This is a genomic window from Amycolatopsis sp. NPDC049253 (assembly GCF_040678995.1).
GTDB lineage: Bacteria > Actinomycetota > Actinomycetes > Mycobacteriales > Pseudonocardiaceae > Amycolatopsis.
Genome location: NZ_JBFAQX010000001.1, coordinates 614338 through 634506 on the forward strand (window position 1 = coordinate 614338; position 20169 = coordinate 634506).

At 71.0% G+C, this 20169-nt stretch carries 17 protein-coding genes; 14 read left to right on the plus strand and 3 right to left on the minus strand.

The window, feature by feature from the left end; genetic code table 11:
• Positions 1–4: 4 nt before the first annotated feature.
• Positions 5–928, minus strand: coding sequence for a 1,4-dihydroxy-2-naphthoyl-CoA synthase (locus AB0K15_RS03195; RefSeq protein ID WP_364044999.1), 924 nt, complete (start codon positions 926–928; stop codon positions 5–7).
• Positions 929–1024: 96 nt separating this feature from the next.
• Between AB0K15_RS03195 and menD the strand changes: the two genes are divergently transcribed.
• A complete protein-coding gene (menD, locus tag AB0K15_RS03200) occupies positions 1025–2701 on the plus strand; it encodes a 2-succinyl-5-enolpyruvyl-6-hydroxy-3-cyclohexene-1-carboxylic-acid synthase (RefSeq protein ID WP_364045002.1) in 1677 nt (558 codons plus the stop codon).
• 6 nt (positions 2702–2707) lie between these two features.
• Here the strand turns inward: menD and AB0K15_RS03205 are convergent, their stop codons facing one another.
• On the minus strand, positions 2708–3436 hold the full coding sequence (locus tag AB0K15_RS03205; protein WP_364045005.1) for a phosphotransferase: 729 nt from the start codon (positions 3434–3436) through the stop codon (positions 2708–2710).
• A gap of 136 nt (positions 3437–3572) precedes the next feature.
• Here AB0K15_RS03205 and AB0K15_RS03210 point away from each other — a divergent pair, with 136 nt between their 5' ends.
• The gene (locus AB0K15_RS03210) at positions 3573–5084 is read left to right on the plus strand and encodes a M1 family metallopeptidase (RefSeq protein WP_364045008.1); all 1512 of its coding nucleotides are present in this window, start codon (positions 3573–3575) and stop codon (positions 5082–5084) included.
• A gap of 119 nt (positions 5085–5203) precedes the next feature.
• On the plus strand, positions 5204–5677 hold the full coding sequence (locus AB0K15_RS03215; RefSeq protein ID WP_285970760.1) for a DUF3592 domain-containing protein: 474 nt from the start codon (positions 5204–5206) through the stop codon (positions 5675–5677).
• Between the two features lie 60 nt (positions 5678–5737).
• Here AB0K15_RS03215 and AB0K15_RS03220 read toward each other — a convergent pair whose 3' ends face one another.
• Positions 5738–6580: an inositol monophosphatase gene (locus AB0K15_RS03220; protein ID WP_364045011.1), complete on the minus strand. Its 843-nt coding sequence runs from the start codon at positions 6578–6580 to the stop codon at positions 5738–5740.
• Between the two features lie 224 nt (positions 6581–6804).
• Here AB0K15_RS03220 and AB0K15_RS03225 point away from each other — a divergent pair, with 224 nt between their 5' ends.
• From AB0K15_RS03225 to AB0K15_RS03275, 11 genes are all read left to right on the plus strand, one after another.
• Complete coding sequence (locus tag AB0K15_RS03225; RefSeq protein WP_364045014.1) at positions 6805–7875, plus strand: glycosyltransferase family 1 protein; 1071 nt, start codon at positions 6805–6807, stop codon at positions 7873–7875.
• Positions 7876–7878: 3 nt separating this feature from the next.
• Positions 7879–8982, plus strand: a complete 1104-nt coding sequence (locus AB0K15_RS03230) for a glycosyltransferase (protein ID WP_364045016.1) — start codon at positions 7879–7881, stop codon at positions 8980–8982.
• An 888-nt stretch (positions 8983–9870) separates the two neighbouring features.
• Positions 9871–10569 carry a demethylmenaquinone methyltransferase gene (locus AB0K15_RS03235; protein WP_364045019.1) on the plus strand — a complete coding sequence of 233 codons (699 nt, stop codon included), beginning with the start codon at positions 9871–9873 and terminating at the stop codon, positions 10567–10569.
• 1 nt (position 10570) lies between these two features.
• Positions 10571–11863 (plus strand): geranylgeranyl reductase family protein, encoded by a 1293-nt coding sequence (locus tag AB0K15_RS03240; protein ID WP_364045022.1) that lies wholly within the window; start codon positions 10571–10573, stop codon positions 11861–11863.
• A gap of 493 nt (positions 11864–12356) precedes the next feature.
• Positions 12357–12773, plus strand: coding sequence for an NADH-quinone oxidoreductase subunit A (locus AB0K15_RS03245; RefSeq protein ID WP_360597848.1), 417 nt, complete (start codon positions 12357–12359; stop codon positions 12771–12773).
• A 4-nt stretch (positions 12774–12777) separates the two neighbouring features.
• Positions 12778–13326, plus strand: coding sequence for an NADH-quinone oxidoreductase subunit B (locus tag AB0K15_RS03250; protein WP_204091789.1), 549 nt, complete (start codon positions 12778–12780; stop codon positions 13324–13326).
• Positions 13327–13331: 5 nt separating this feature from the next.
• Positions 13332–14099 (plus strand): NADH-quinone oxidoreductase subunit C, encoded by a 768-nt coding sequence (locus AB0K15_RS03255; RefSeq protein ID WP_364045025.1) that lies wholly within the window; start codon positions 13332–13334, stop codon positions 14097–14099.
• 85 nt (positions 14100–14184) lie between these two features.
• Positions 14185–15522 (plus strand): NADH-quinone oxidoreductase subunit D, encoded by a 1338-nt coding sequence (locus AB0K15_RS03260; protein WP_364045374.1) that lies wholly within the window; start codon positions 14185–14187, stop codon positions 15520–15522.
• On the plus strand, positions 15519–16382 hold the full coding sequence (gene nuoE, locus AB0K15_RS03265) for an NADH-quinone oxidoreductase subunit NuoE (protein WP_364045028.1): 864 nt from the start codon (positions 15519–15521) through the stop codon (positions 16380–16382). Before AB0K15_RS03260 ends, nuoE begins: the two co-directional genes overlap by 4 nt.
• Positions 16383–17672: an NADH-quinone oxidoreductase subunit NuoF gene (nuoF, locus tag AB0K15_RS03270; protein WP_364045031.1), complete on the plus strand. Its 1290-nt coding sequence runs from the start codon at positions 16383–16385 to the stop codon at positions 17670–17672.
• A complete protein-coding gene (locus AB0K15_RS03275) occupies positions 17669–20158 on the plus strand; it encodes an NADH-quinone oxidoreductase subunit G (protein WP_364045034.1) in 2490 nt (829 codons plus the stop codon). Before nuoF ends, AB0K15_RS03275 begins: the two co-directional genes overlap by 4 nt.
• Positions 20159–20169: the final 11 nt, after the last annotated feature.

Sequence of the window (20169 nt, forward strand, 5' to 3'; positions counted from 1 at the left end):
TGGATCAGTAGTAGTACGGGACGTCGGACCAATCCGGGTCCCGCTTCTGCAGGAACGCGTCGCGGCCTTCCACGGCTTCGTCCTGCATGTACGCGAGCCGTGTGGTCTCGCCGGCGAAGAGCTGCTGGCCGACGAGGCCGTCGTCGATCGCGTTGAACGCGTACTTCAGCATGCGCTGCGCCGTCGGGGACTTGCCGACGATGGCCCAGCCCCACTCCAGCGCCACCTTTTCGAGGTCGAGGTGGGGGACGACCTCGTTCACCGCGCCCATGTGGTGCATCTGCTCGGCGGTGTAGTCCCGGCCGAGGAAGAAGATCTCGCGCGCGAACTTCTGCCCGACTTGGCGGGCGAGGTAGGCGGAGCCGTAGCCGGCGTCGAACGAGCCGACGTCGGCGTCGGTCTGCTTGAACCGCGCGTGCTCGGCGGAAGCCAGCGTGAGATCGCACACGACGTGCAGCGAGTGCCCGCCGCCGGCGGCCCAGCCCGGCACGACCGCGACCACCGGTTTCGGCATGAACCGGATCAAGCGCTGCACCTCGAGGATGTGCAGCCGGCCGGCACGCGCGGGGTCGACCGTGTCGGAGGTCTCCCCGCTCGCGTACTGATACCCGGAGCGTCCGCGAATACGCTGGTCACCGCCGGAACAGAACGCCCAGCCGCCGTCCTTGGGCGACGGCCCGTTGCCGGTGAGCAGGACGCAGCCGACGTCGGAGCTCATCCGGGCGTGGTCGAGGGCGCGGTAGAGCTCGTCGACCGTGTGCGGGCGGAAGGCGTTGCGGACCTCCGGACGGTCGAACGCGACGCGGACCACCCGTTTGCCGGAGCGGCTCTCGGTGGAGCGGTGGTAGGTGATGTCGGTGAAGGCGAAACCTTCGACCTCGGTCCACGCGGCGGGGTCGAACAGCTCGGAAACTCGGGCGTCATCCACGTTTGGGAGAATAGGACCTGTGGACATCTCTGCTGTGCCTGATGCCGCCTCCGCGGGAGGTAGTGCGTCGGTGGGCGACCTACCCGGAGCCTGCCGGTGAACCCCTCCACCGCGCAGGCCAGGGTCATCGTCGACGAACTGGTCCGCAACACCGTGTCCCACGTCGTCCTGTGCCCGGGCTCGCGTAACGCGCCGCTCTCGATCGCGCTCTTCGACGCGGCCGCGGCCGGCCGGCTGAAGCTCCACGTGCGCATCGACGAGCGCGGCGCCGCGTTCCTCGCCCTCGGCATCGCCGCCCGCACGGGCCGGCCGTCGGCGGTGGTCTGCACCTCCGGCACGGCGGCCGCGAACTTCCACCCGGCCGTGCTCGAGGCCGACCGCGCGGGCGTGCCGCTGATCGTGCTCACGGCCGACCGCCCGCCCGAGCTGCGCTCCGCCGGCGCCAGCCAGGTGATCGACCAGTACCAGCTGTACGGCGACGCCGTGCGCTACTTCGACGAGCTGGCCGTCGCCGAGCGGCGCGCCGGCCAGAACTCCTACTGGCGCAGCCAGATCTGCCGCGCGTGGAACGCCGCCTACGGCGAGTGGCGCAGCGGCCCGGTGCACCTGAACATCCCGTTCCGTGAGCCGCTGGTGCCGGACCTCGACGAGGACGGCGAGTGGTACGAGTCCACCGAAGGCCGTGCCGACGGCGAGCGCTGGACCGAGCTGCCCGACTTCGGTGCCCTGCCATCGTTCGTGGTGCCCTCGGCCCGCCACGGCCTCGTGATCGCGTGCGACACCGGCGTGCAGGCGGCCAGCGAGTGGGCCGAGCAGCACGGCTGGCCGGTGGTTTCGGAAACCGGTGGTCTGGGCTTGTCCGGATCCACGGCCATCTCCTCGGGCGCGTGGCTGCTGGGCGTCGAGGAGTTCATCTCGCACCACAAGCCGGAGCAGGTCCTGTGCCTCGGCCGGCCGACGGTGTTCCGGCAGGTCCAGAAGGTCCTCTCGGACCCCGCGGTGGAGGTGCTGCTGGTCCGCCCGGACTCCGACTGGCCCGCGCCGGCGCACAACGTCCGCCAGGTCGGCCAGTGGTTCGCCGAGCCGACGAAACCCGCCGACCCGGAGTGGCTCGCCGGCTGGCAACGCGCCGACGCGGCTGCTGCGGCCGCCGTTTCTCACGCGCTGGCCGAGGAGCCGTGGCCGAGCGGGTTGAGCGTCGCGTCGGAGCTGGTGGACGCGCTGCCGCAGGGCGCTCTCCTGGTGGTGGGTTCCTCGAACCCGACCCGCGATGTCGCGTTGGCCGGGACCTTGCGTCCGGACGTGCTGGTCCACCGCAACCGCGGCGTCGCGGGCATCGACGGCACGGTCTCCACGGCCATCGGTGCCGCCACCGTGCACCGCGCGCCCTCGTACGCCTTGCTGGGTGACCTCACGTTCTTGCACGACGCTTCCGGCCTGCTGACCGGCCCCGCCGAGCAACGGCCGGACCTCACCATCGTCGTCCTCAACGACGACGGCGGCGGGATCTTCTCGCTGCTGGAACAGGGCGCGCCCGAGCACGCGGACAGCTTCGAGCGAGTGTTCGGCACTCCCCACGGCGCCGACCTGGGCGCGTTGTGCGCGGGCTACCGCGTGCCGCACGTCGTGGCCACGTCGGTGCCGGAGTTCCGCGCCGCGTTGAAGCCCGCGCCCGGCCTGCGGGTCGTGGAGGTGCGCGTGGACCGCTCCCGTCACCGCGACCTGCACGCCCGCCTGCGCAAGGCCGTGGCCGCGGCCGTCGGCAACGGCTGACGTGGTTCAGCCCAGCGCCGTTCGCCACGCGTCCTGGTGGGCGTCGAGGTAGCCCGCGGTCGCGAGCCAGTACGGGCCGTCCTCACGCCAGATGCGTGCCCACGGCTGCGTGCCGGCGTTCGCGCGCAGGAAGTCGTGCATCGCCCGCGCGCGGCGGCCGAGCGTGGCCGGGAGCTCGGCTCGGTGGCGCTCGTCGAGGCCGTAGCCGCCGGTGAAGGCGCGCAGGCGGGCGGCGGATTCCGCGACCGGCCGGCCGGCGCGCAGGTCCGCCGCGGTCTGCGCGGTGTAGGCGAGATCCCACACCGCCGACGCCGGCGCGGTGCAGTCCCAGTCGATCAGCACCCACCCGCGTTCGGCGCGCACGATGTTCCACGGCGCGATGTCGTTGTGGCACACGAGTTCTTCGCGGTCCGGCGGGATGAGCCGCTGCCACGCCGCGTCCGGCGGTGGTGCGAAACCGGCCAGCGCCTGGTGCAGCTCGGCCAGCGTCCGGCCGAGGGACTGCAGGTCGCCGGGGGAGTACGGGCCGCCCACCTCGCCCGGCACGAACTCCAGCACCTGCCGGCCGCGCTCGTCGCGCCTGAGCGGCTTCGGCGCCGCGCGGAACCCCATCGACCTCAGGTGCGCCAGCACCGCGTCCACGGCGTCGGTCCACGGTCCCGCCGGGCGCCGCACCGTGGCGCCGACGCGGACGACGCCGCTCGTCACATTCCCGGCCAGTGGTTCTTCCGTCACACGATCGAGAATCGCCACGTCGTCAAGTGATTACCTCTCGCAGTCTCAGCGGGTAAGAACCTCCCAACGGACGTACCTCGCAACTCGAACCCTGGCTACGTTCGAGCGCGTTGATCACCGTCTGGGAGGAAACGCCATGCGTGGAAGAGGTCGGGCCGGGCTCGGGTTGGTCGCGGCAGGAGTGGTGTCGGTGCTGGTCGCGGGGGTGGCGTCGGCCGCGCCGCAGCCGGGGGCGCCGGGGGTGGGTGATCCGTACTACCCCAACGCCGGCAATGGCGGCACCGACGTCCTGCACTACGACATCCGCCTGACCTACCAGCCGGACACCGACCGGCTGGCGGGCACGACGACCCTGCTGCTCACCGCGACGCAGGACCTGTCGCGGTTCGACCTGGACTTCGCGCTGAAGGCGAAGAGCGTGCTGGTCGGCAACGAGGCCGCGACCTTCGCCAACCAGAACGGCAACGGCGAGCTCGTGATCACGCCCGCGCACCCGTTGCTCAAGGGGCAGACCACCACCGTCGTGGTGGCGTACGACGACACGCCGTCCACCGAAGCCGTCGACGGGCTGCACGGCTGGAAGCACGGCGCGTTCGGCGCGCTGGGCGTCGACGAGCCCCAGAGCGCGCAGTGGTGGTTCCCGTCCAACGACCACCCCACCGACAAGGCCACCTACGACGTCTCGATCGAGGCGCCCGACGGGAACGCCGCCATCACGAACGGGACCCTCGTGCGCAAGACCCAGTCGCGCGCCGGCTGGACGCGGTGGAACTGGCGCAGCACGAAGCCGCAGGCCACGTACCTGACGTCGTTCGTCGTCGGCAAGTACGAGGTGAACCAGTCGACGACGCCGGACGGCAAGCCGTTCATCACCGCCTACGGCTCCGACCTCGGCGACTCGCTCTACGCGGCCAAGGCGAGTGTCGAGCGGACGCCGGAGATCGACGCGTTCCTGGCCACGCAGTTCGGGCCGTTCCCGTTCGAGGCCGAGGGCGGCGTGGTCACCAGCGGCATCACGTTTTCGCTCGAGAACCAGACGCGGCCCACGTACGGGTTGAAGAACTTCCTCAACGGCTCCAACACCACCCTCATCGCCCACGAGAACGCCCACCAGTGGTTCGGTGACAACGTCTCGCTCGGCAAGTGGAGCGACATCTGGCTCAACGAGGGCTTCGCGTCCTACGCCGAGTACCTCTGGTCCGAGCACGAGGGCGAGGGCACCACGGCCGAGCTCGCGCAGTACGCCTACGACTCCTACACCGCCGACGACGCGTTCTGGCAGGTCCTGCCCGGCGACCCGGGCGAGGAGAACCAGTTCGACGGCGCCGTCTACGACCGCGGCGCGATGGCCCTGCAGGCCCTGCGCACCACCGTCGGCGACGACGCGTTCTTCGCCATCCTGCAGAAGTGGCAGGCCACCAAGGCCGGTGGCCACGGCGTGATCCCGGAGTTCGAGGCGCTGGCCGAGCAGGTGTCGGGCAAGCCGCTGCAGGCGTTGTTCCAGACTTGGCTGTTCACCAAGGGCAAGCCGGCGGTCGGCCCGAACGGCGCTTCGACTGCTCGGGCCGCTCGCGCTCTGGTCAAGCCGAAGTCCTATGACCAGATCCGGGCCAACCACCGCATGCTCGCCGCCGCGGGGGAACGGTGAGGCTCTACTGTGCCGATCGTGACCAATCCGACCACAGGCACGGCCGAATGGCTTCGTAGCAGCGGTTACGTGCCGAGTGGGGGTCGGCCTACTTTTGGCCGGATTGGTAACCTCGCGACGTGACGGTCAGGCGTGAGCGGGCGAGGCGCATCGGGTGGTTCGCCGTCCTCGGTGTCGCCTCGCTCCTCACCGTGATGTGCGTGAGCCTGCTCTTCGCGGCGATCCGCAACGACAACGCCATCGAGTCCCACCTCGGCACGGCCACGGCCACCGTCGAGTCCGTGAACTTCGACCGCACGATCATCCAGTTCCAGAGCCCGGACGGCATCGTCCACAGCCCGGCCAACGGCGTCCTCTACCCGTCCGGCCTCCTGGCGGGCCAGCTCGTGGCCATCGAGTACGACGTCACCAACCCCGACCGCACCGCCCGCGTCGCCGGCCGCACCGCGACGCTCACCCTCCTGCCCCTGGGCACCACGATCCTGTTCACCTGGCTGGTCGCCGGTCCACTGATGTGGTGGCTGCGCCGCCTGATCAAGCGTGACCGTGCTGCTCGGGCGGCTACCGAGGTGCCGGAAGTCCCGGTCGCCTGACCCGCACGGCTCACGTTGCGAGGGGCCGCCGCCGGCGAGTACCGGCGTCGCCGCTCAGGGTCAGGTCGTGGCGACCGTCGCCGTCTCCTGCCACCAGCTCAGGACCTCGTCCGCGACGCCCGGGGCGGCCACCAGCAGCCCGTCCGTCGGCAGCGTCGTGTCTTCGCCGTGCTTGTCCAGCACCACCGCGCCGGCCTCGATGGCGAGGGCGACGGAACCCGCGACGTCCCATTCGTGGTAGCTGTGCAGCACCGCGGCGGCCGCGTGGCCGAGCGCGACCTGCGCGATCGACAGCGCGGCCGAGCCCAGCACGCGCACGCCCGCGTGGGCGGCCGCGGCGCGCTCGATGAAGCCGCCCATCCCCGGCCACGGCCCCTTGCGCGCGAGTTCGGTGCAGACGATGGCGCCGGCCGTCACGCGGCGGTCGACGAGCCGGATGGGCATGCCGTTGGCGCGGGCGCCGCGGCCGCGGGCGGCGGCGTAGATCTGCGCGCGGTACGGGTCGGCGACCACCCCCACCACCGGCCCGGAGGTGTCGATCAACGCGAGGCTGTAGGCGCACCACGGCACACCCGCGACGTAGTTGGCGGTGCCGTCGACGGAGTCCACGACCCAGCGGTACTCGGCCACGTCGGCGCCGTGGTCGGCGCCGAACTCGTGGCCGACCACGGGGATGCCGGGGAACTCGGCCGTCAGCACCCGGCGGGTGTGGCGCTCGAGGATGCGGTCGGTGTCGGTGACCCAGTCGAACGGGGAGTCCAGGGTCGAGGGGTGGGCTCCGCGGCCCGCCGTCGCGGTGATCACGTCGGTGGCGTCGTTGGCCAGCCGGCCAGCCACCTCGAGAGCCCTCGAGAGCAGCCCCGGCTCCACGGGCTGCGACGGCCTGGAGGACAAGAGGGTCATGCCTGCTTAGTCTGGGCCGTCCTGGTTTCCGGGACACGACCTTGAGGTGACATGTCGTGGCGAATCTGTCAACGGACTGTATTCGGGCCCCGACGCTTCGGAGTGTTCGAACACCGTTGGCCCATCGGTCACGAAGGATTGGCCCAGGTCGCGCACGCCGGTGCGACAGTGGCCGGGTGCGAGTCGCCATAGTCACCGAAAGTTTCCTGCCCCAGGTGAACGGCGTGACGAACTCCGTGCTGCGGGTCGTCGAGCACCTGGTCGACCGCGCCAACGACGTGCTCGTGGTGGCGCCGGGACCGGGGCCCGAGTCCTACCGCGGCGCACCGGTCGTCCGCATCCCCGCGCTGGACGTGCCCGGCGTGCACTCCCTGCCGATCGGCCTGCCGACGCGCACCGTGCTCACGGCGCTCAGCGGTTTCCGCCCGGACGTGGTGCACCTGGCCTCACCCTTCGTGGTGGGCGCCCGCGGCCTGGCGGCGGCGCGGCGCCTGCGGGTGCCGTCGATCGCCGTCTACCAGACCGACATCGCGGGCTTCGCCACGTCGTACGGCTTCGGCATCGGCGCCCGCGCCGCCTGGCGCTGGGTGCGCCGCGTGCACTCGCGAGCCGACCGGACGCTGGCGCCGTCTTCCGACTCCGTCGAGCAGCTGCGGCTGCACGGCGTGCCCCGCGTGCACCGCTGGGCGCGCGGCGTGGACATCGACCGCTTCTCGCCTGCGCACGCCGACCCCACGCTGAGGGCCGAGCTGGCGCCCCACGGCGAGCTGCTCGTCGGGTTCGTCGGCCGGCTGGCGCCGGAGAAGGAGGTCGACCGGCTGGTGTCGCTGGCCGGCGTGCCCGGCATCCGCGTGGTCGTGGTCGGCGACGGCCCCGAGCTGCCCGCCCTGCGCGAACGCCTCCCCGGCGCCGCCTTCCTCGGCGCGAAGTACGGCGACGAGCTGTCGGTGGCCTACGCGAGCCTCGACGTGTTCGTCCACACGGGACCGCACGAGACGTTCTGCCAGGCCGTCCAGGAAGCCATGGCCTCCGGACTGCCGGTGCTCGCCCCCGACGCGGGCGGCCCGAAGGACCTCGTCCTGCCCGGCCGCACGGGGTACCTGCTGCCCGCCGACCGCGACGAGTTCGGCCGCGCCCTCGTTCAGAAGATCGACGACCTGCGCGACGAGGCCCTGCGGGCGCGGCTGGGGGAGAAGGCCCGCAAGGTCGTGCTGGGGCGGACGTGGCCCGCGGTGTGCCGGGAGCTGGTGGGGCACTACGAGGCCGTGCAGGACCGGGCCGCGCGCGCGGCCTGAGCGATGCACATCGTCCAGCTGGCGAACTTCTACGGGCCGCGCTCGGGAGGGCTGCGGACCGCCCTGCACCACCTCGGTGCGGGCTATGTCGCCAGCGGGCACCGCGTGACCCTCGTCGTGCCGGGCACCCGGTACGCCGTGGAGACGCTGCCCACGGGCGTGCGGCGGTACTCGCTGCCGGCGCCGCGGATCCCCGGGACGGGCGGGTACCGGGCCGTCGATCCGCACCGGGTGCGGTCCGTCCTGCGGCGGCTGTCGCCGGATCGCCTGGAGGTCTCGGACCGGCTGACACTGCGCGGCATGGGCACGTGGGCGCGTCGCAACGGCGTGCCGAGCACGGTGATTTCCCACGAGCGCCTCGACCGGCTGCTGGAGCAGTTCCTTCTGCCCCGGCCGGTCGCGCGCGGTGTCGCCGACGTCGCCAACCGCCGCATGGCCGCCAGCTACGACACGGTCGTCTGCACCACGGCCTTCGCCCGCGCCGAGTTCGACCGGATCGCCGCGCCCAACGTCCGCCGGGTCCCCCTGGGCGTCGACCTGGCGACCTTCGCGCCGTCGATGCGCTCGGACTCGTGGCGGCATTCCCTGGCCGGCGGCGCGGATACGCTTTTGGTCCACTGTGGACGATTGTCTCCCGAGAAACACGCTGAGCGCAGCGTGGATACCGTGGCCGAGCTGACGGAGTCCGGCGCCCGCGTGCGCCTGGTGATCGCCGGCGACGGGCCTCGAAGACGCGCGCTGGAACGCCGCGCCCGCGGCCTCCCCGTGACGTTCCTGGGATTCCTCTCCGGCCGCGACGAGGTCGCCCGCTTGCTGGCCACCGCCGACGTCTCGCTCGCCCCCGGCCCGCACGAGACGTTCGGCCTGGCCGCCCTCGAAGCCCTCGCCTCCGGCACCCCCGTGGTGGTCTCCGCGTCGTCCGCCCTGCGCGAGATCGTCCGCCCCGGCTGCGGCGCCGCCGTCGACGACCACGCCCCCGCCTTCGCCACCGCCGTCACCGGCCTCCTGGACAGCCCCGAAGACCTCCGCCGCGCCGCCGCCCGGGCGCGTGCGGAGGAATTCGCGTGGCCCGAGTCGGTCCGGGGGATGCTCGCTGCCCTCGGGTGACGGTGGTGGGGGTGGATCCGCCGGGGGCGGCTCGGAGCAGAGCAGTCAGCTCGGACCAGTCCGCTGGGATTGACCTGGATTCTGGACGAGCTCCGGTTTCGCGACTGGTCGCTCCGCGCCACGCTGCGGCCGCGACTGGTCCCTTCGCGCCACGCTGCGGCCGCGAGTGGACCGTTCGCGCCACTCGCGCGGCACGAGACGACCGTTCACGCCATCGTCGCGGCACGAGGGGACCGCTCGCGCCGGTTGCCCGGTACGACTGGACTTTTCGCACTGGTGGCTGGGCGCGGCGGGACCTTTCGCGCCGTGCCGTGGGCGCGAGGTGGCCACTGGCGTCGGGGGCGGGTGCGGGTGGACGGTTCGCGCCATGCCGTGGGCACGAGGGGACCGCTCGCGCCGGTTGCTCGGTACGACTGGACTTTTCGCACTGGTGGCTGGGCACGGCGGGACCTTTCGCGCCGTGCCGTGGGCGCGAGGTGGCCACTGGCGTCGGGGGCGGGTGCGGGTGCGGGTGGACGGTTCGCGCCGGGCCGCGAGCACGAGGTGACCACTCGTGCCGTGCGCAGGTGCGCGAAGGGACGGTTTGCGCGATGCGGTGAGCGCGAGGGGACGGTTCGTGCCGGCTGCGGGGTGCGAGTGGTCCGATCGTGAGCGGTGCCCTCGCGCCAACTCCGGCTGTGCGAGTGGATCGTTCGTGCCGCGGGGGAGCGCGCGAGGGGACCGTTCGCGCTGCGTTGGCGGCGCGAGTGGACCGTTCGCGCCATCGCGGAGCTGCGCCCCACCCCCACCGCCGCGACCCCGGCCCACCCACCCACGCCGCCACCCACCTGACCAGCGCCTCAACCACCCTCAACGGCCGAGCCGTCCGTGAGTGTCTAGATTCGAGGCATGCCCCGCGCAAGCCTGGACAAGGATCCGCACGAAGTCGCCGCCATGTTCGATGGTGTGGCGTCCGGTTACGACCGGGCGAACTCGTTCATGACGTTCGGGTTCGACCGGCGGTGGAGGACCACCACGGCGCGGGTGCTGGAGGCCAAGCCGGGTGAAACGGTGCTCGACCTGGCGGCCGGCACCGGCGTCTCGACGGTCGAGTACGCGCGCAGCGGCGCGTACTGCGTGGCCGCCGACTTCTCGCTCGGCATGCTGCGGGCGGGGCTGCGCCGGAAGCTTCCGATGGTCGCGGCGGACGCCTTGCACCTGCCGTTCGCCGACGGCTCGTTCGACGCTGTCACGATCTCGCTCGCGTTGAGGAACTTCGTCGACACCAAGGCCGCGCTCACGGAAATACTCCGTGTCGTCAAGCCGGGTGGCCGGCTGGTCATCTGTGAGGTGTCGACGCCCACGTTCGCGCCCATCCGGTTCTTCTACCGGCGCTTCATCCTGAAGCTGCTCACGTGGGTCGGCAGCCGCTCGTCGACGAACCCCGAGGCCTACTCCTACCTGGCCGAATCCATGCTCGCGTGGCCCGACCAGCGGGCGCTCGGCGAAATCATCGCGAGCGCGGGGTGGACCGAGGTCGAGTGGCTGAACCTCACATTCGGCGTCGTCGCCATTCACCGCGCCAAGAAGCCCTCCGTAGACTCGTGACATGACGATCTCCCGCCGCAGCCCGGACCACGACGCCGAAGTGATCGTGGTCGGCGCCGGACCGGCCGGTTCGACCGCGGCCACGTACCTCGCGCGCGCGGGTGTCGACGTGCTGCTGCTGGAGAAGACCGCCTTCCCGCGCGAAAAGGTCTGCGGCGACGGCCTCACGCCCCGCGGCGTGAAGCAGCTGATCGACCTGGGCATCGACACGAGCGAAGAAAACGGCTGGGTCCGCAACCGCGGCCTGCGGATCCTCACCGGCGACCTCACGCTCGAGCTCGACTGGCCCGACCTCACCAGCTACCCGCCCTACGGCGTCGCCCGCACGCGCCAGGACTTCGACGACCTGCTGGCCAAGACCGCGGTCAAGGCCGGCGCGCGCCTGTACGAACGCACCACCGTCACCAACGCCATCACCAGCACCAGCGGCCGCGTGATCGGCGTCGAGGCGAAGGTCGGCCCGGAGAAGACGCCGGTGAGCTACCGCGCGCCGCTTGTGCTGGCGTGCGACGGGGTGTCCGCGCGGCTCGCGCTGAGCGTCGGTATCGAGAAGAACGAGAAGCGCCCCATGGGCGTCGCCGTGCGCCGCTACTACAAGAGCCCGCGCCACGACGACCCGTTCATCGAGGGCCACCTCGAGCTGTGGGACCGCTCGGACCCGCGCAACCCCAAGCTCCTGCCGGGCTACGGCTGGGCGTTCCCGCTCGGCGACGGCACCGTGAACGTCGGGCTCGGCATGCTCTCGACGTCCGCCTCCTTCCGCAACACCGACTACCGCGCGCTCCTGCGCCAGTGGCTCGACGGCACGCCCGAGGAATGGGGCTACCGCGAGGAGAACGCCATCGGCAAGGTCGGCGGCGCCGGCCTCCCCATGGGCTTCAACCGCACCCCGCACTACCGCGACGGCCTCCTGCTGCTCGGCGACGCCGGCGGCATGGTGAGCCCGTTCAACGGCGAAGGCATCTCCGCCGCGATGGAGTCGGCGCAGCTCGCGTCGGAGGTCGTCGTGCAGGCGCTCGCCCGTCGTGAAGGCCCTTCGCGCGAGCGCGCGCTGCAGGGTTACCCGCGCGCCGTCGGCGAGCTGATGGGCGGCTACTACCGCCTCGGCAACGTCTTCGCGAAGCTCATCGGCAACCCGAAGGTCATGCACGTGTGCACCAAGTACGGCCTGCGGATCAACAAGATCCTTCCGTTGGTGTACAAGGGTCTTTCCGGCTGCTACGACGCCAAGGGCGGCGACGGCGTCGACCGCCTCATCGCGGCCCTCGCGCGGGTCACGCCGACTCCTCGCTGACCGAGCCGACTACCCCCAGCGACCGACCCGGACGATCCCGCACCGCTCGCTGCCGTCCCACGAGCCGGTGCGCCGATACCCGGCTGGAGCAATGGTTGCCTGGCCGGTCAGGTGGGATACGTCACAAGATCACGTCCGGATTGTCCCCGGCTAGGCCGGTAATCAACCCCTTATCCGCTGGTCCCGCGAGTGTGACCAGCGCTGCACCGTTCTGGCCGGGCGGTCAAGTTAGGTAAGCCTTATACCACGGCCCCTAGAGACGGCTGTGTGAGTCGCGTCCTACACTCCCCCCATGCTTGTGAATCGCTTCACATCCACGACGAGTGGCTTGTGAACTATTTCACAAGCACCCCTCGGCCCGGCCACGGGCCGTAAGGGTGCCCTGACCCTCGGCGGTGTGACCCAGCTCCCTTAGGGTGCCGACGAGGAAGCGGACCACCACCCGAGAAGCAACCCGCAGCGGCGCGGAAAGGATGGCGAAGACCCCGTGCTGATGTTGCCCGTGCTGGCGCAGGCCGACCCCAGTGGAGCTGCGGCCGCGCCTGGCCTGAAGGTGTACCTGCCGCTCGTCCTGTTGTTCGTGCTGGCGCTCGCGTTCGCCACTCTGTCGGTGTTGCTGGGCCCGCTCGTCGGCCCCAGCCGCTACAACAAGGCGAAGCTCTCGGCCTACGAATGCGGGATCGAGCCTTCGCCGCAGCCGCTCGTCGGCGGCGGCCGGATGCCGGTGGCGTACTACATCACGGCGATGCTCTTCATCCTGTTCGACATCGAGATGGTGTTCCTCTACCCGTTCGCCGTGAACGCGAACGCGCTCGGTGTGTTCGGCCTGGTGGAGATCGTGCTGTTCATCGTTACGGTCGGGTTCGCGTACGCCTACGTGTGGCGGCGCGGCGGCCTGGATTGGAACTGAAGCCATGGGCCTCGAAGAGAAACTCCCCAACGGCATCCTGCTGGCCAGCCTCGAGGGCCTGGTCAACTGGGCGCGCAAGAACTCCCTGTGGCCCGCCACCTTCGGGCTCGCGTGCTGCGCGATCGAGATGATGACGGTCGGCGGTTCCCGCTACGACATCGCGCGCTTCGGCATGGAGCGCTTCTCCGCCACCCCGCGCCAGGCCGACCTGATGATCGTGGCCGGCCGCGTGACGCAGAAGATGGCGCCCGTCCTTCGCCAGATCTACGACCAGATGGCCGAGCCGCGCTGGGTGCTCGCGATGGGCGTCTGCGCCTCGTCGGGCGGCATGTTCAACAACTACGCCGTGGTGCAGGGCGTCGACCACGTGGTGCCGGTCGACATGTACCTCCCCGGCTGCCCGCCGCGCCCGGAGATGCTGCTCGACGCGATCCTCAAGCTGCACGCCAAGATCCAGGACGAGCCGATCAACGCCCGCCGCGCCGCCATCCGCGCGGCCAGCGGCGCGCGCACCGAGCTGATCCCCTCGTCGATCAAGTACGCGAAGAAGTGAGCCCGGTGGCCGAAAATCCCGAAACCCCCGAAACCGGTGGCGAGCAGTCCAGCGCCGAGCGCCCCGAAGCCGGTCTCGAGCCGCAGGGCACGACGCCCGCGGCTCCCGCGGAGCCCGTTGTCGCCGGCCGCGCCCGCAAGGGCATGTTCGGCGTCACCGGCAGCGGTGACACCTCCGGTTACGGCGGCGTGCGCCTGCCCGCCTACAGCCCGCCTCCGGCCGAGCGCCCGTACGGCGGCTGGTTCGACGAGTTCGCCGACGAGTTCTACGCGGCCTTGGCGGACAACAAGGTTCCGGCCGCGGCGATCCTGCAGACCACGGTCCACCGCGACGAGATCACCTTCTACGTCGACCGCGAGCACCTCCTCGAGGTCGCCCGCGTGCTGCGCGACGACGCCGGCCTGCGCTTCGAGCTGCTCAGCTCGGTGTCCGGCGTGGACTACGGCGTGGACGTGCCGCAGCGGCTGCACTCCGTGTACCACTTCACGTCGATGACGTACCGGCGCCGCATCCGCCTCGAGGTCACCCTCGACGTGGACGACGCGCACGTGCCCTCGCTCGTCGGTCTCTACCCGACGGCCGACTGGCAGGAGCGCGAAACCTGGGACATGTTCGGCATCGTCTACGACGGTCACCCGGCGCTGACCCGCATCCTCATGCCGGACGACTGGGACGGCCACCCCCAGCGCAAGGACTACCCGCTCGGCGGGATCCCGGTCGAATACAAGGGCGCGGAAATCCCGCCGCCGGACCAGCGGAGGTCGTACTCGTGACCACCAACGGTCTGTGTCGTCGGGCGCGGAAATCCCGACCCTGTCAACACCAGCGGAGGTCGTACTCGTGACTACCAGCGAGAACATGTCCGAGATCATCGACGGCGAAGACGAAGCCTTCGAGTACGCCGACTCGCGTGACACCACCGAAGGCCGCGTCTACACGGTCTCCGGCGGCGACTGGGACGACGTCGTCTCCGACGCGCAGCACGACGAGCGCATGGTCATCAACATGGGCCCGCAGCACCCGTCGACCCACGGCGTGCTCCGGCTCGTGCTGGAGATGGAGGGCGAGACCGTCACGCAGCTGCGGTCGGTCATCGGCTATCTCCACACCGGCATCGAGAAGAACTGCGAGTTCCGCACCTGGACCCAGGGCGTCACGTTCGTGACGCGCATGGACTACCTGGCGCCGCTGTCCACGGAGATGGCCTACTGCCTCGGTGTGGAGAAGCTGCTGGGCATCAAGGCCCCGCCGCGCGCGGAGCTGCTTCGCGTGATGCTGCTGGAGATCAACCGCATCGGCTCGCACCTGGTCTACATCGCCACCGGCGGCATGGAGCTCGGCGCCACCACGGCGATGACGCTCGGCTTCCGCGAGCGCGAAGAGGTGCTGCACCTTCTGGAGCACCTCACCGGCCTGCGCATGAACCACGCGTTCATCCGCCCCGGCGGCCTCGCGCAGGACATGCCGGCCGACTTCCAGGAGAAGGTCTCCGCGTTCGTCAAGGTGATGGACAGCCGCCTTCCCTTGTACGACAAGCTCTTCACCGGTCAGCCGATCTGGCGCAACCGGCTCAAGGGCGTGGGGGTCCTGCCGGTCGACGCGTGCCTCGCGCTCGGGGTCACCGGCCCGATCCTGCGTTCCGCGGGCCTGCCGTGGGACCTGCGCAAGACCGAGCCCTATTCGCGCTACGACGAGATCGAGTTCGACGTCCCGACCTCGACCGACGCCGACTGCTGGGCGCGCTACCTCATCCGCGTCGAGGAGATGCACCAGAGCCTGCGCATCATCAAGCAGGTCCTGAAGATGCTCGAGCCGGGCCCGGTCATGGTGGAGGACAAGAAGATCGCGTGGCCCGCGCAGCTTTCGATCGGCAGCGACGGCATGGGCAACTCGCTCGAGCACGTCAAGAAGATCATGGGCCAGTCGATGGAGTCGCTGATCCACCACTTCAAGCTCGTCACCGAGGGCTTCCACGTGCCGGCCGGCCAGGTGTACACGCCGGTCGAGTCGCCGCGCGGTGAGCTCGGGGCGCACCTGGTGTCCGACGGCGGCACCCGGCCGCTGCGCGTGCACGTGCGCGAACCGAGTTTCGTGAACCTGCAGTCGATGCCCGCGATGGCCGAGGGCGGGCTGGTGGCCGACGTGATCGCCGCGGTCGCGTCGATCGACCCGGTGATGGGGGGAGTGGACCGATGACGTACTCGACGGCAGTTCCGGAGCCGGGGCCGCACGACGCCAAGACGACGCACGCCGCGGCGGGCCCCGACACCGACGTGGTCGGCATCGCGCCCGACCCGGCCGCGGCCGAGGGCATCCTGGCGGACAACCCGCCCGTGGATCCGTTCGAAGAGGACACGCACACGCGGGCGAAGGAGATCATCGCCCGCTACCCGGTGGCGCGTTCGGCGCTGCTGCCGATGCTGCACCTCGTGCAGTCGGTGCAGGGGTACGTGAGCCAGGAGGGAATTTCCTTCTGCGCCAAGCACCTCGACCTCTCCGACGCCGAGGTCAGCGCGGTCGCGACGTTCTACACCATGTACAAGCGCCGCCCGTGCGGCGAGCACCTGGTGAGCGTCTGCACGAACACGCTGTGCGCGGCCATGGGCGGCGAGGCGATCTACAAGAAGCTCCAGACGCACCTCGGTTCCGAGGACGCGCCGCTGGGCCAGGAGGAAACGGCGGGCACGCCGAACGAGCCGGGCTCGATCACACTGGAGCACGCCGAGTGCCTCGCGGCCTGCGACCTCGCCCCGGTCATCCAGGTCAACTACGAGTACTTCGACAACCAGACGCCGGAGAAGGCGGTGGCGCTGGTCGACGCGCTGCAGGCGGGCAAGAAGCCGGCCCCCACGCGCGGCGCGCCGCTCACCGACTTCAAGGGTGCGGAGCTGCAGCTGGCCGGGTTCTGGCCGGAGGACGAACAGACTTACCGCGGGGACGTCGACGGGCCGTCGCAGGCCGTCGAAACCCTGCGGGGCGCGCAGATCGCGGCCGAGCGCGGCTGGACCGCGCCGGCGACGCAGGACGTTCCGCTGCCTGAGTTGGAGAAGAAGTAGATGCCTGATCCCATCACTCCAGTCCTCACCAAGCGCTGGCTGTCGCCGAACTCCTGGCGCATCGAGACCTACGAGCAGCTCGAGGGCTACACCGCGGCGCGCAAGGCGCTGGCCGGCACGCCCGAGCAGCTGGTGCAGGTCGTCAAGGCCTCCGGCCTGCGCGGCCGCGGCGGCGCGGGGTTCCCGGCCGGCGTGAAGTGGTCGTTCATGCCGCCGAACTTCGACAAGCCGCACTACCTGGTGATCAACGCCGACGAGGGCGAGCCGGGCACGTGCAAGGACATCCCGCTGATGATGGCCGACCCGCACTCGCTCATCGAGGGCTGCATCATCGCCTCGTACGCGATGCGCTCGAACCACTGCTTCATCTACGTGCGCGGTGAGGCCCTGCACTGCATCCGCCGGCTCAACGCGGCCGCGCGTGAGGCCTACGCCAAGGGTTACCTCGGCAAGAACATCTTCGGCACCGGTTACGACCTCGAGCTGACCGTGCACGCCGGCGCCGGCGCGTACATCTGCGGCGAGGAGACGGCGCTGCTCGACTCGCTCGAGGGCCGCCGCGGCCAGCCCCGCCTCAAGCCGCCGTTCCCCGCGGCCGCCGGCCTCTACGCCGCACCGACCACGGTGAACAACGTCGAGACCATCGCGAGCGCGCCGTTCATCATCAACGCGGGTTCCGACTGGTTCCGCGAGATGGGCCGCGAGAAGTCGCCCGGCCCGAAGATCTACTCGATCTCCGGCCACGTCGAGAAGCCCGGCCAGTACGAGTGCCCGCTCGGCACCACGCTGCGCGAGCTGCTGGAGCTCGCGGGTGGCATGAAGGACGGCATCCCGTTGAAGTTCTGGACGCCGGGTGGTTCCTCCACGCCGATGTTCACCGCGGAGCACCTCGACGTGCCGCTCGACTTCGAGGGCGCGGCCGAGGCCGGCTCGATGCTCGGCACCACCGCGGTGCAGGTCTTCAACGAGACCGTGTCCGTGCCGTGGGCCGTGATGAAGTGGACCGAGTTCTACGAGCACGAGTCCTGCGGCAAGTGCACGCCGTGCCGCGAAGGCACGTACTGGCTCGCGCAGATCCTGGAGCGCATGGTCGAGGGCCACGGCACCGCCGAGGACATCGACACGCTGCTGGACGTCTGCGACAACATCCTCGGCCGCTCGTTCTGCGCCCTGGGTGACGGCGCGGTGTCGCCGATCCAGAGCGGGATCAAGTACTTCCGCCAGGAGTTCCTCGACCTGTGCGAGAAGAACAAGGCCGCCCAGCCCGAACTGGTGGGAGCCCAGGCATGACGATCGCCGCTGAGACAAACACAGGCAAGCCGGCCCCTGAGTCGAACAAAGCAGAGACTCCCGTCCCCGAGGGCCACGTCAAGCTCACGATCGATGGCGAAGAGGTCATCGCGCCCAAAGGCGAGCTGCTGATCCGCACGGCCGAGCGGCTCGGCACGGTCATCCCGCGCTTCTGCGACCACCCGCTGCTCGACCCGGCCGGCGCCTGCCGGCAGTGCCTCGTCGAGGTGGAGATGGGCGGCCGGCCGATGCCGAAGCCGCAGGCTTCCTGCACGATGACGGTCGCCGACGGCATGGTCGTGAAGACGCAGCTCACCTCGCCGGTCGCCGACAAGGCGCAGCAGGGCGTGATGGAGCTGCTGCTCATCAACCACCCGCTCGACTGCCCGATCTGCGACAAGGGCGGTGAGTGCCCGCTGCAGAACCAGGCGCTGGCGCACGGCCGCACCGAGTCGCGGTTCGTGGACACCAAGCGCACGTTCCCGAAGCCGCTGCCGATCTCCACGCAGGTGCTGCTGGACCGTGAGCGCTGCGTGCTCTGCCAGCGCTGCACGCGGTTCTCCGCGCAGGTGGCGGGCGACCCGTTCATCGAGCTCCTCGAACGCGGCGCCCACCAGCAGATCGGCACCGCCGAGACGGCCGACGTGCTGGACCTGGCCTCGCGCACCACGAGCGGCCAGCCGTTCCAGAGCTACTTCTCCGGCAACGTCATCCAGATCTGCCCGGTCGGTGCGCTCACGAGCGCCGCCTACCGGTTCCGGTCGCGCCCGTTCGACCTGGTGTCCTCGCCGAGCGTGTGCGAGCACTGCTCCTCGGGCTGCGCCGAGCGCACCGACTTCCGCCGCGGCAAGGTGCAGCGCAAGCTCGCGGGCGACGACCCCGAGGTCAACGAAGAGTGGCTGTGCGACAAGGGCCGCTTCGGGTTCCGCTACGTGCAGGCCGACGACCGCATCCGCCGCCCGCTGGTCCGCAACGAGGCCGGCGTGCTGGAGGAGTCCTCCTGGACCGACGCGCTGCGTGCCGCGGCCGCCGGGCTGGCGAAGGCCCGTGACGGCAAGGGCGTCGGGGTGCTCACCGGTGGCCGGCTGACCGTCGAGGACGCCTACGCGTACTCGAAGTTCGCCCGGCTCGGCTTGCGCACCAACGACATCGACTTCCGCGCCCGCGCGCACTCGGCCGAGGAGCTGGCGTTCCTCACCTCGTCGGTCGTGGCCACCACGCCGGAGACCGGCGTGACCTTCGGCGAGATCGAGCGGGCCCGCACGGTCCTGTGCGTGGCCTTCGAGCCCGAGGACGAGGCGCCAATCGTGTTCCTGCGGCTGCGCAAGGCGGCCCGCAAGAACCGCACCCGTGTCGTCCACTTGGGACAGTGGACCACCTCGTCGGTGCGCAAGACCTTCGGTGAGCTGCTGGCCTGCGTGCCGGGTGGCGAAGCCGCCGCGGTCGACGGCATCGCGCAGCACGCGCCGGACCTCGACTCCGCGCTCAGCGGCGGGGGTGCGGTGATCCTCGTCGGCGAGCGTGCCGCCGAGGTCCCCGGCCTGTTCTCCTCGCTGCGGGCGCTGGTCGAGCGCACGGGCGCGCGGCTCGCGTGGATCCCGCGCCGGGCAGGCGAGCGCGGCGCGCTGGCCGCCGGCTGCGTGCCGACGCTGCTGCCGGGCGGGCGCTCGATCACCGACGACGCGGCTCGCGCCGAGGTCGAAAAGCACTGGGGCGCCGAGCTTCCGGTGCGGCCGGGCCGCGACACCACCGGCATCCTGGAAGCCGCTTCGGGCGGCGACCTCGACGGCCTGGTCGTCGGCGGGCTCGACCCCAACGACCTGCCCGACCCGGACCTGGCCCGGCGCGCGCTCGACAACGCGGGCTTCGTGGTCAGCCTGGAACTGCGGGCGAGCGAGGTCACCGAGCGCGCCGACGTGGTCCTGCCGATCGCGCCGTCGGTCGAGAAGGCGGGCAGCTACCTCAACTGGGAAGGCCGCCGCCGCGATTTCGACATCACGGTGGAAGGCACCGGTGCCCTCTCCGACGGCCGGGTGCTCGACACCCTCGCCGTCGAGATGGACGTGGACCTGTTCACGCAGACGCCGGCCGCCGCGGCGGGCGACTTCGCCAAGCTCGGCCAGGGCACCACGAACTGGGGCCACATCGCCACCGGGGCGCAGCCCGCGCCGGTGCCGGGCGCCGGCCAGGCCGTGCTCGCCACCTGGCGGCAGCTGATCGACAACGGCTCGCTGCAGGACGACGAACCGCACCTCAAGGGCACGCAGCGCAAGCCCGTGGCCCGGCTCTCGGCGAAGACCGCCGAAGACGTGGGCGCCACGGTTCGCGTGTCCACCGAGCGCGGCTCGATCACGCTGCCCGTCGAGGTCGCCGACCTGCCCGACGGGGTCGTGTGGCTCCCGGGCAACTCCGACGGCTCCGCCGTCCGCGCCGCACTGGCCGCGGGCCACGGCGCGCTGGTGCAGATCTCCGGAGGTGAACAGTGAGCCCGCAGCTC

What these genes read in the sequence shown, in the direction of transcription:
- AB0K15_RS03210 (WP_364045008.1), top strand. Translation starts at nt 3,573, where the DNA reads ATGCGTGGAAGAGGTCGGGCCGGGCTCGGGTTGGTCGCGGCAGGAGTG.
- AB0K15_RS03220 (WP_364045011.1), bottom strand. Translation starts at nt 6,580, where the DNA reads ATGACCCTCTTGTCCTCCAGGCCGTCGCAGCCCGTGGAGCCGGGGCTG.
- AB0K15_RS03230 (WP_364045016.1), top strand. Translation starts at nt 7,879, where the DNA reads ATGCACATCGTCCAGCTGGCGAACTTCTACGGGCCGCGCTCGGGAGGG.
- AB0K15_RS03235 (WP_364045019.1), top strand. Translation starts at nt 9,871, where the DNA reads ATGCCCCGCGCAAGCCTGGACAAGGATCCGCACGAAGTCGCCGCCATG.
- AB0K15_RS03240 (WP_364045022.1), top strand. Translation starts at nt 10,571, where the DNA reads ATGACGATCTCCCGCCGCAGCCCGGACCACGACGCCGAAGTGATCGTG.
- AB0K15_RS03245 (WP_360597848.1), top strand. Translation starts at nt 12,357, where the DNA reads ATGTTGCCCGTGCTGGCGCAGGCCGACCCCAGTGGAGCTGCGGCCGCG.
- AB0K15_RS03250 (WP_204091789.1), top strand. Translation starts at nt 12,778, where the DNA reads ATGGGCCTCGAAGAGAAACTCCCCAACGGCATCCTGCTGGCCAGCCTC.
- AB0K15_RS03260 (WP_364045374.1), top strand. Translation starts at nt 14,185, where the DNA reads ATGTCCGAGATCATCGACGGCGAAGACGAAGCCTTCGAGTACGCCGAC.
- nuoE (WP_364045028.1), top strand. Translation starts at nt 15,519, where the DNA reads ATGACGTACTCGACGGCAGTTCCGGAGCCGGGGCCGCACGACGCCAAG.
- nuoF (WP_364045031.1), top strand. Translation starts at nt 16,383, where the DNA reads ATGCCTGATCCCATCACTCCAGTCCTCACCAAGCGCTGGCTGTCGCCG.
- AB0K15_RS03275 (WP_364045034.1), top strand. Translation starts at nt 17,669, where the DNA reads ATGACGATCGCCGCTGAGACAAACACAGGCAAGCCGGCCCCTGAGTCG.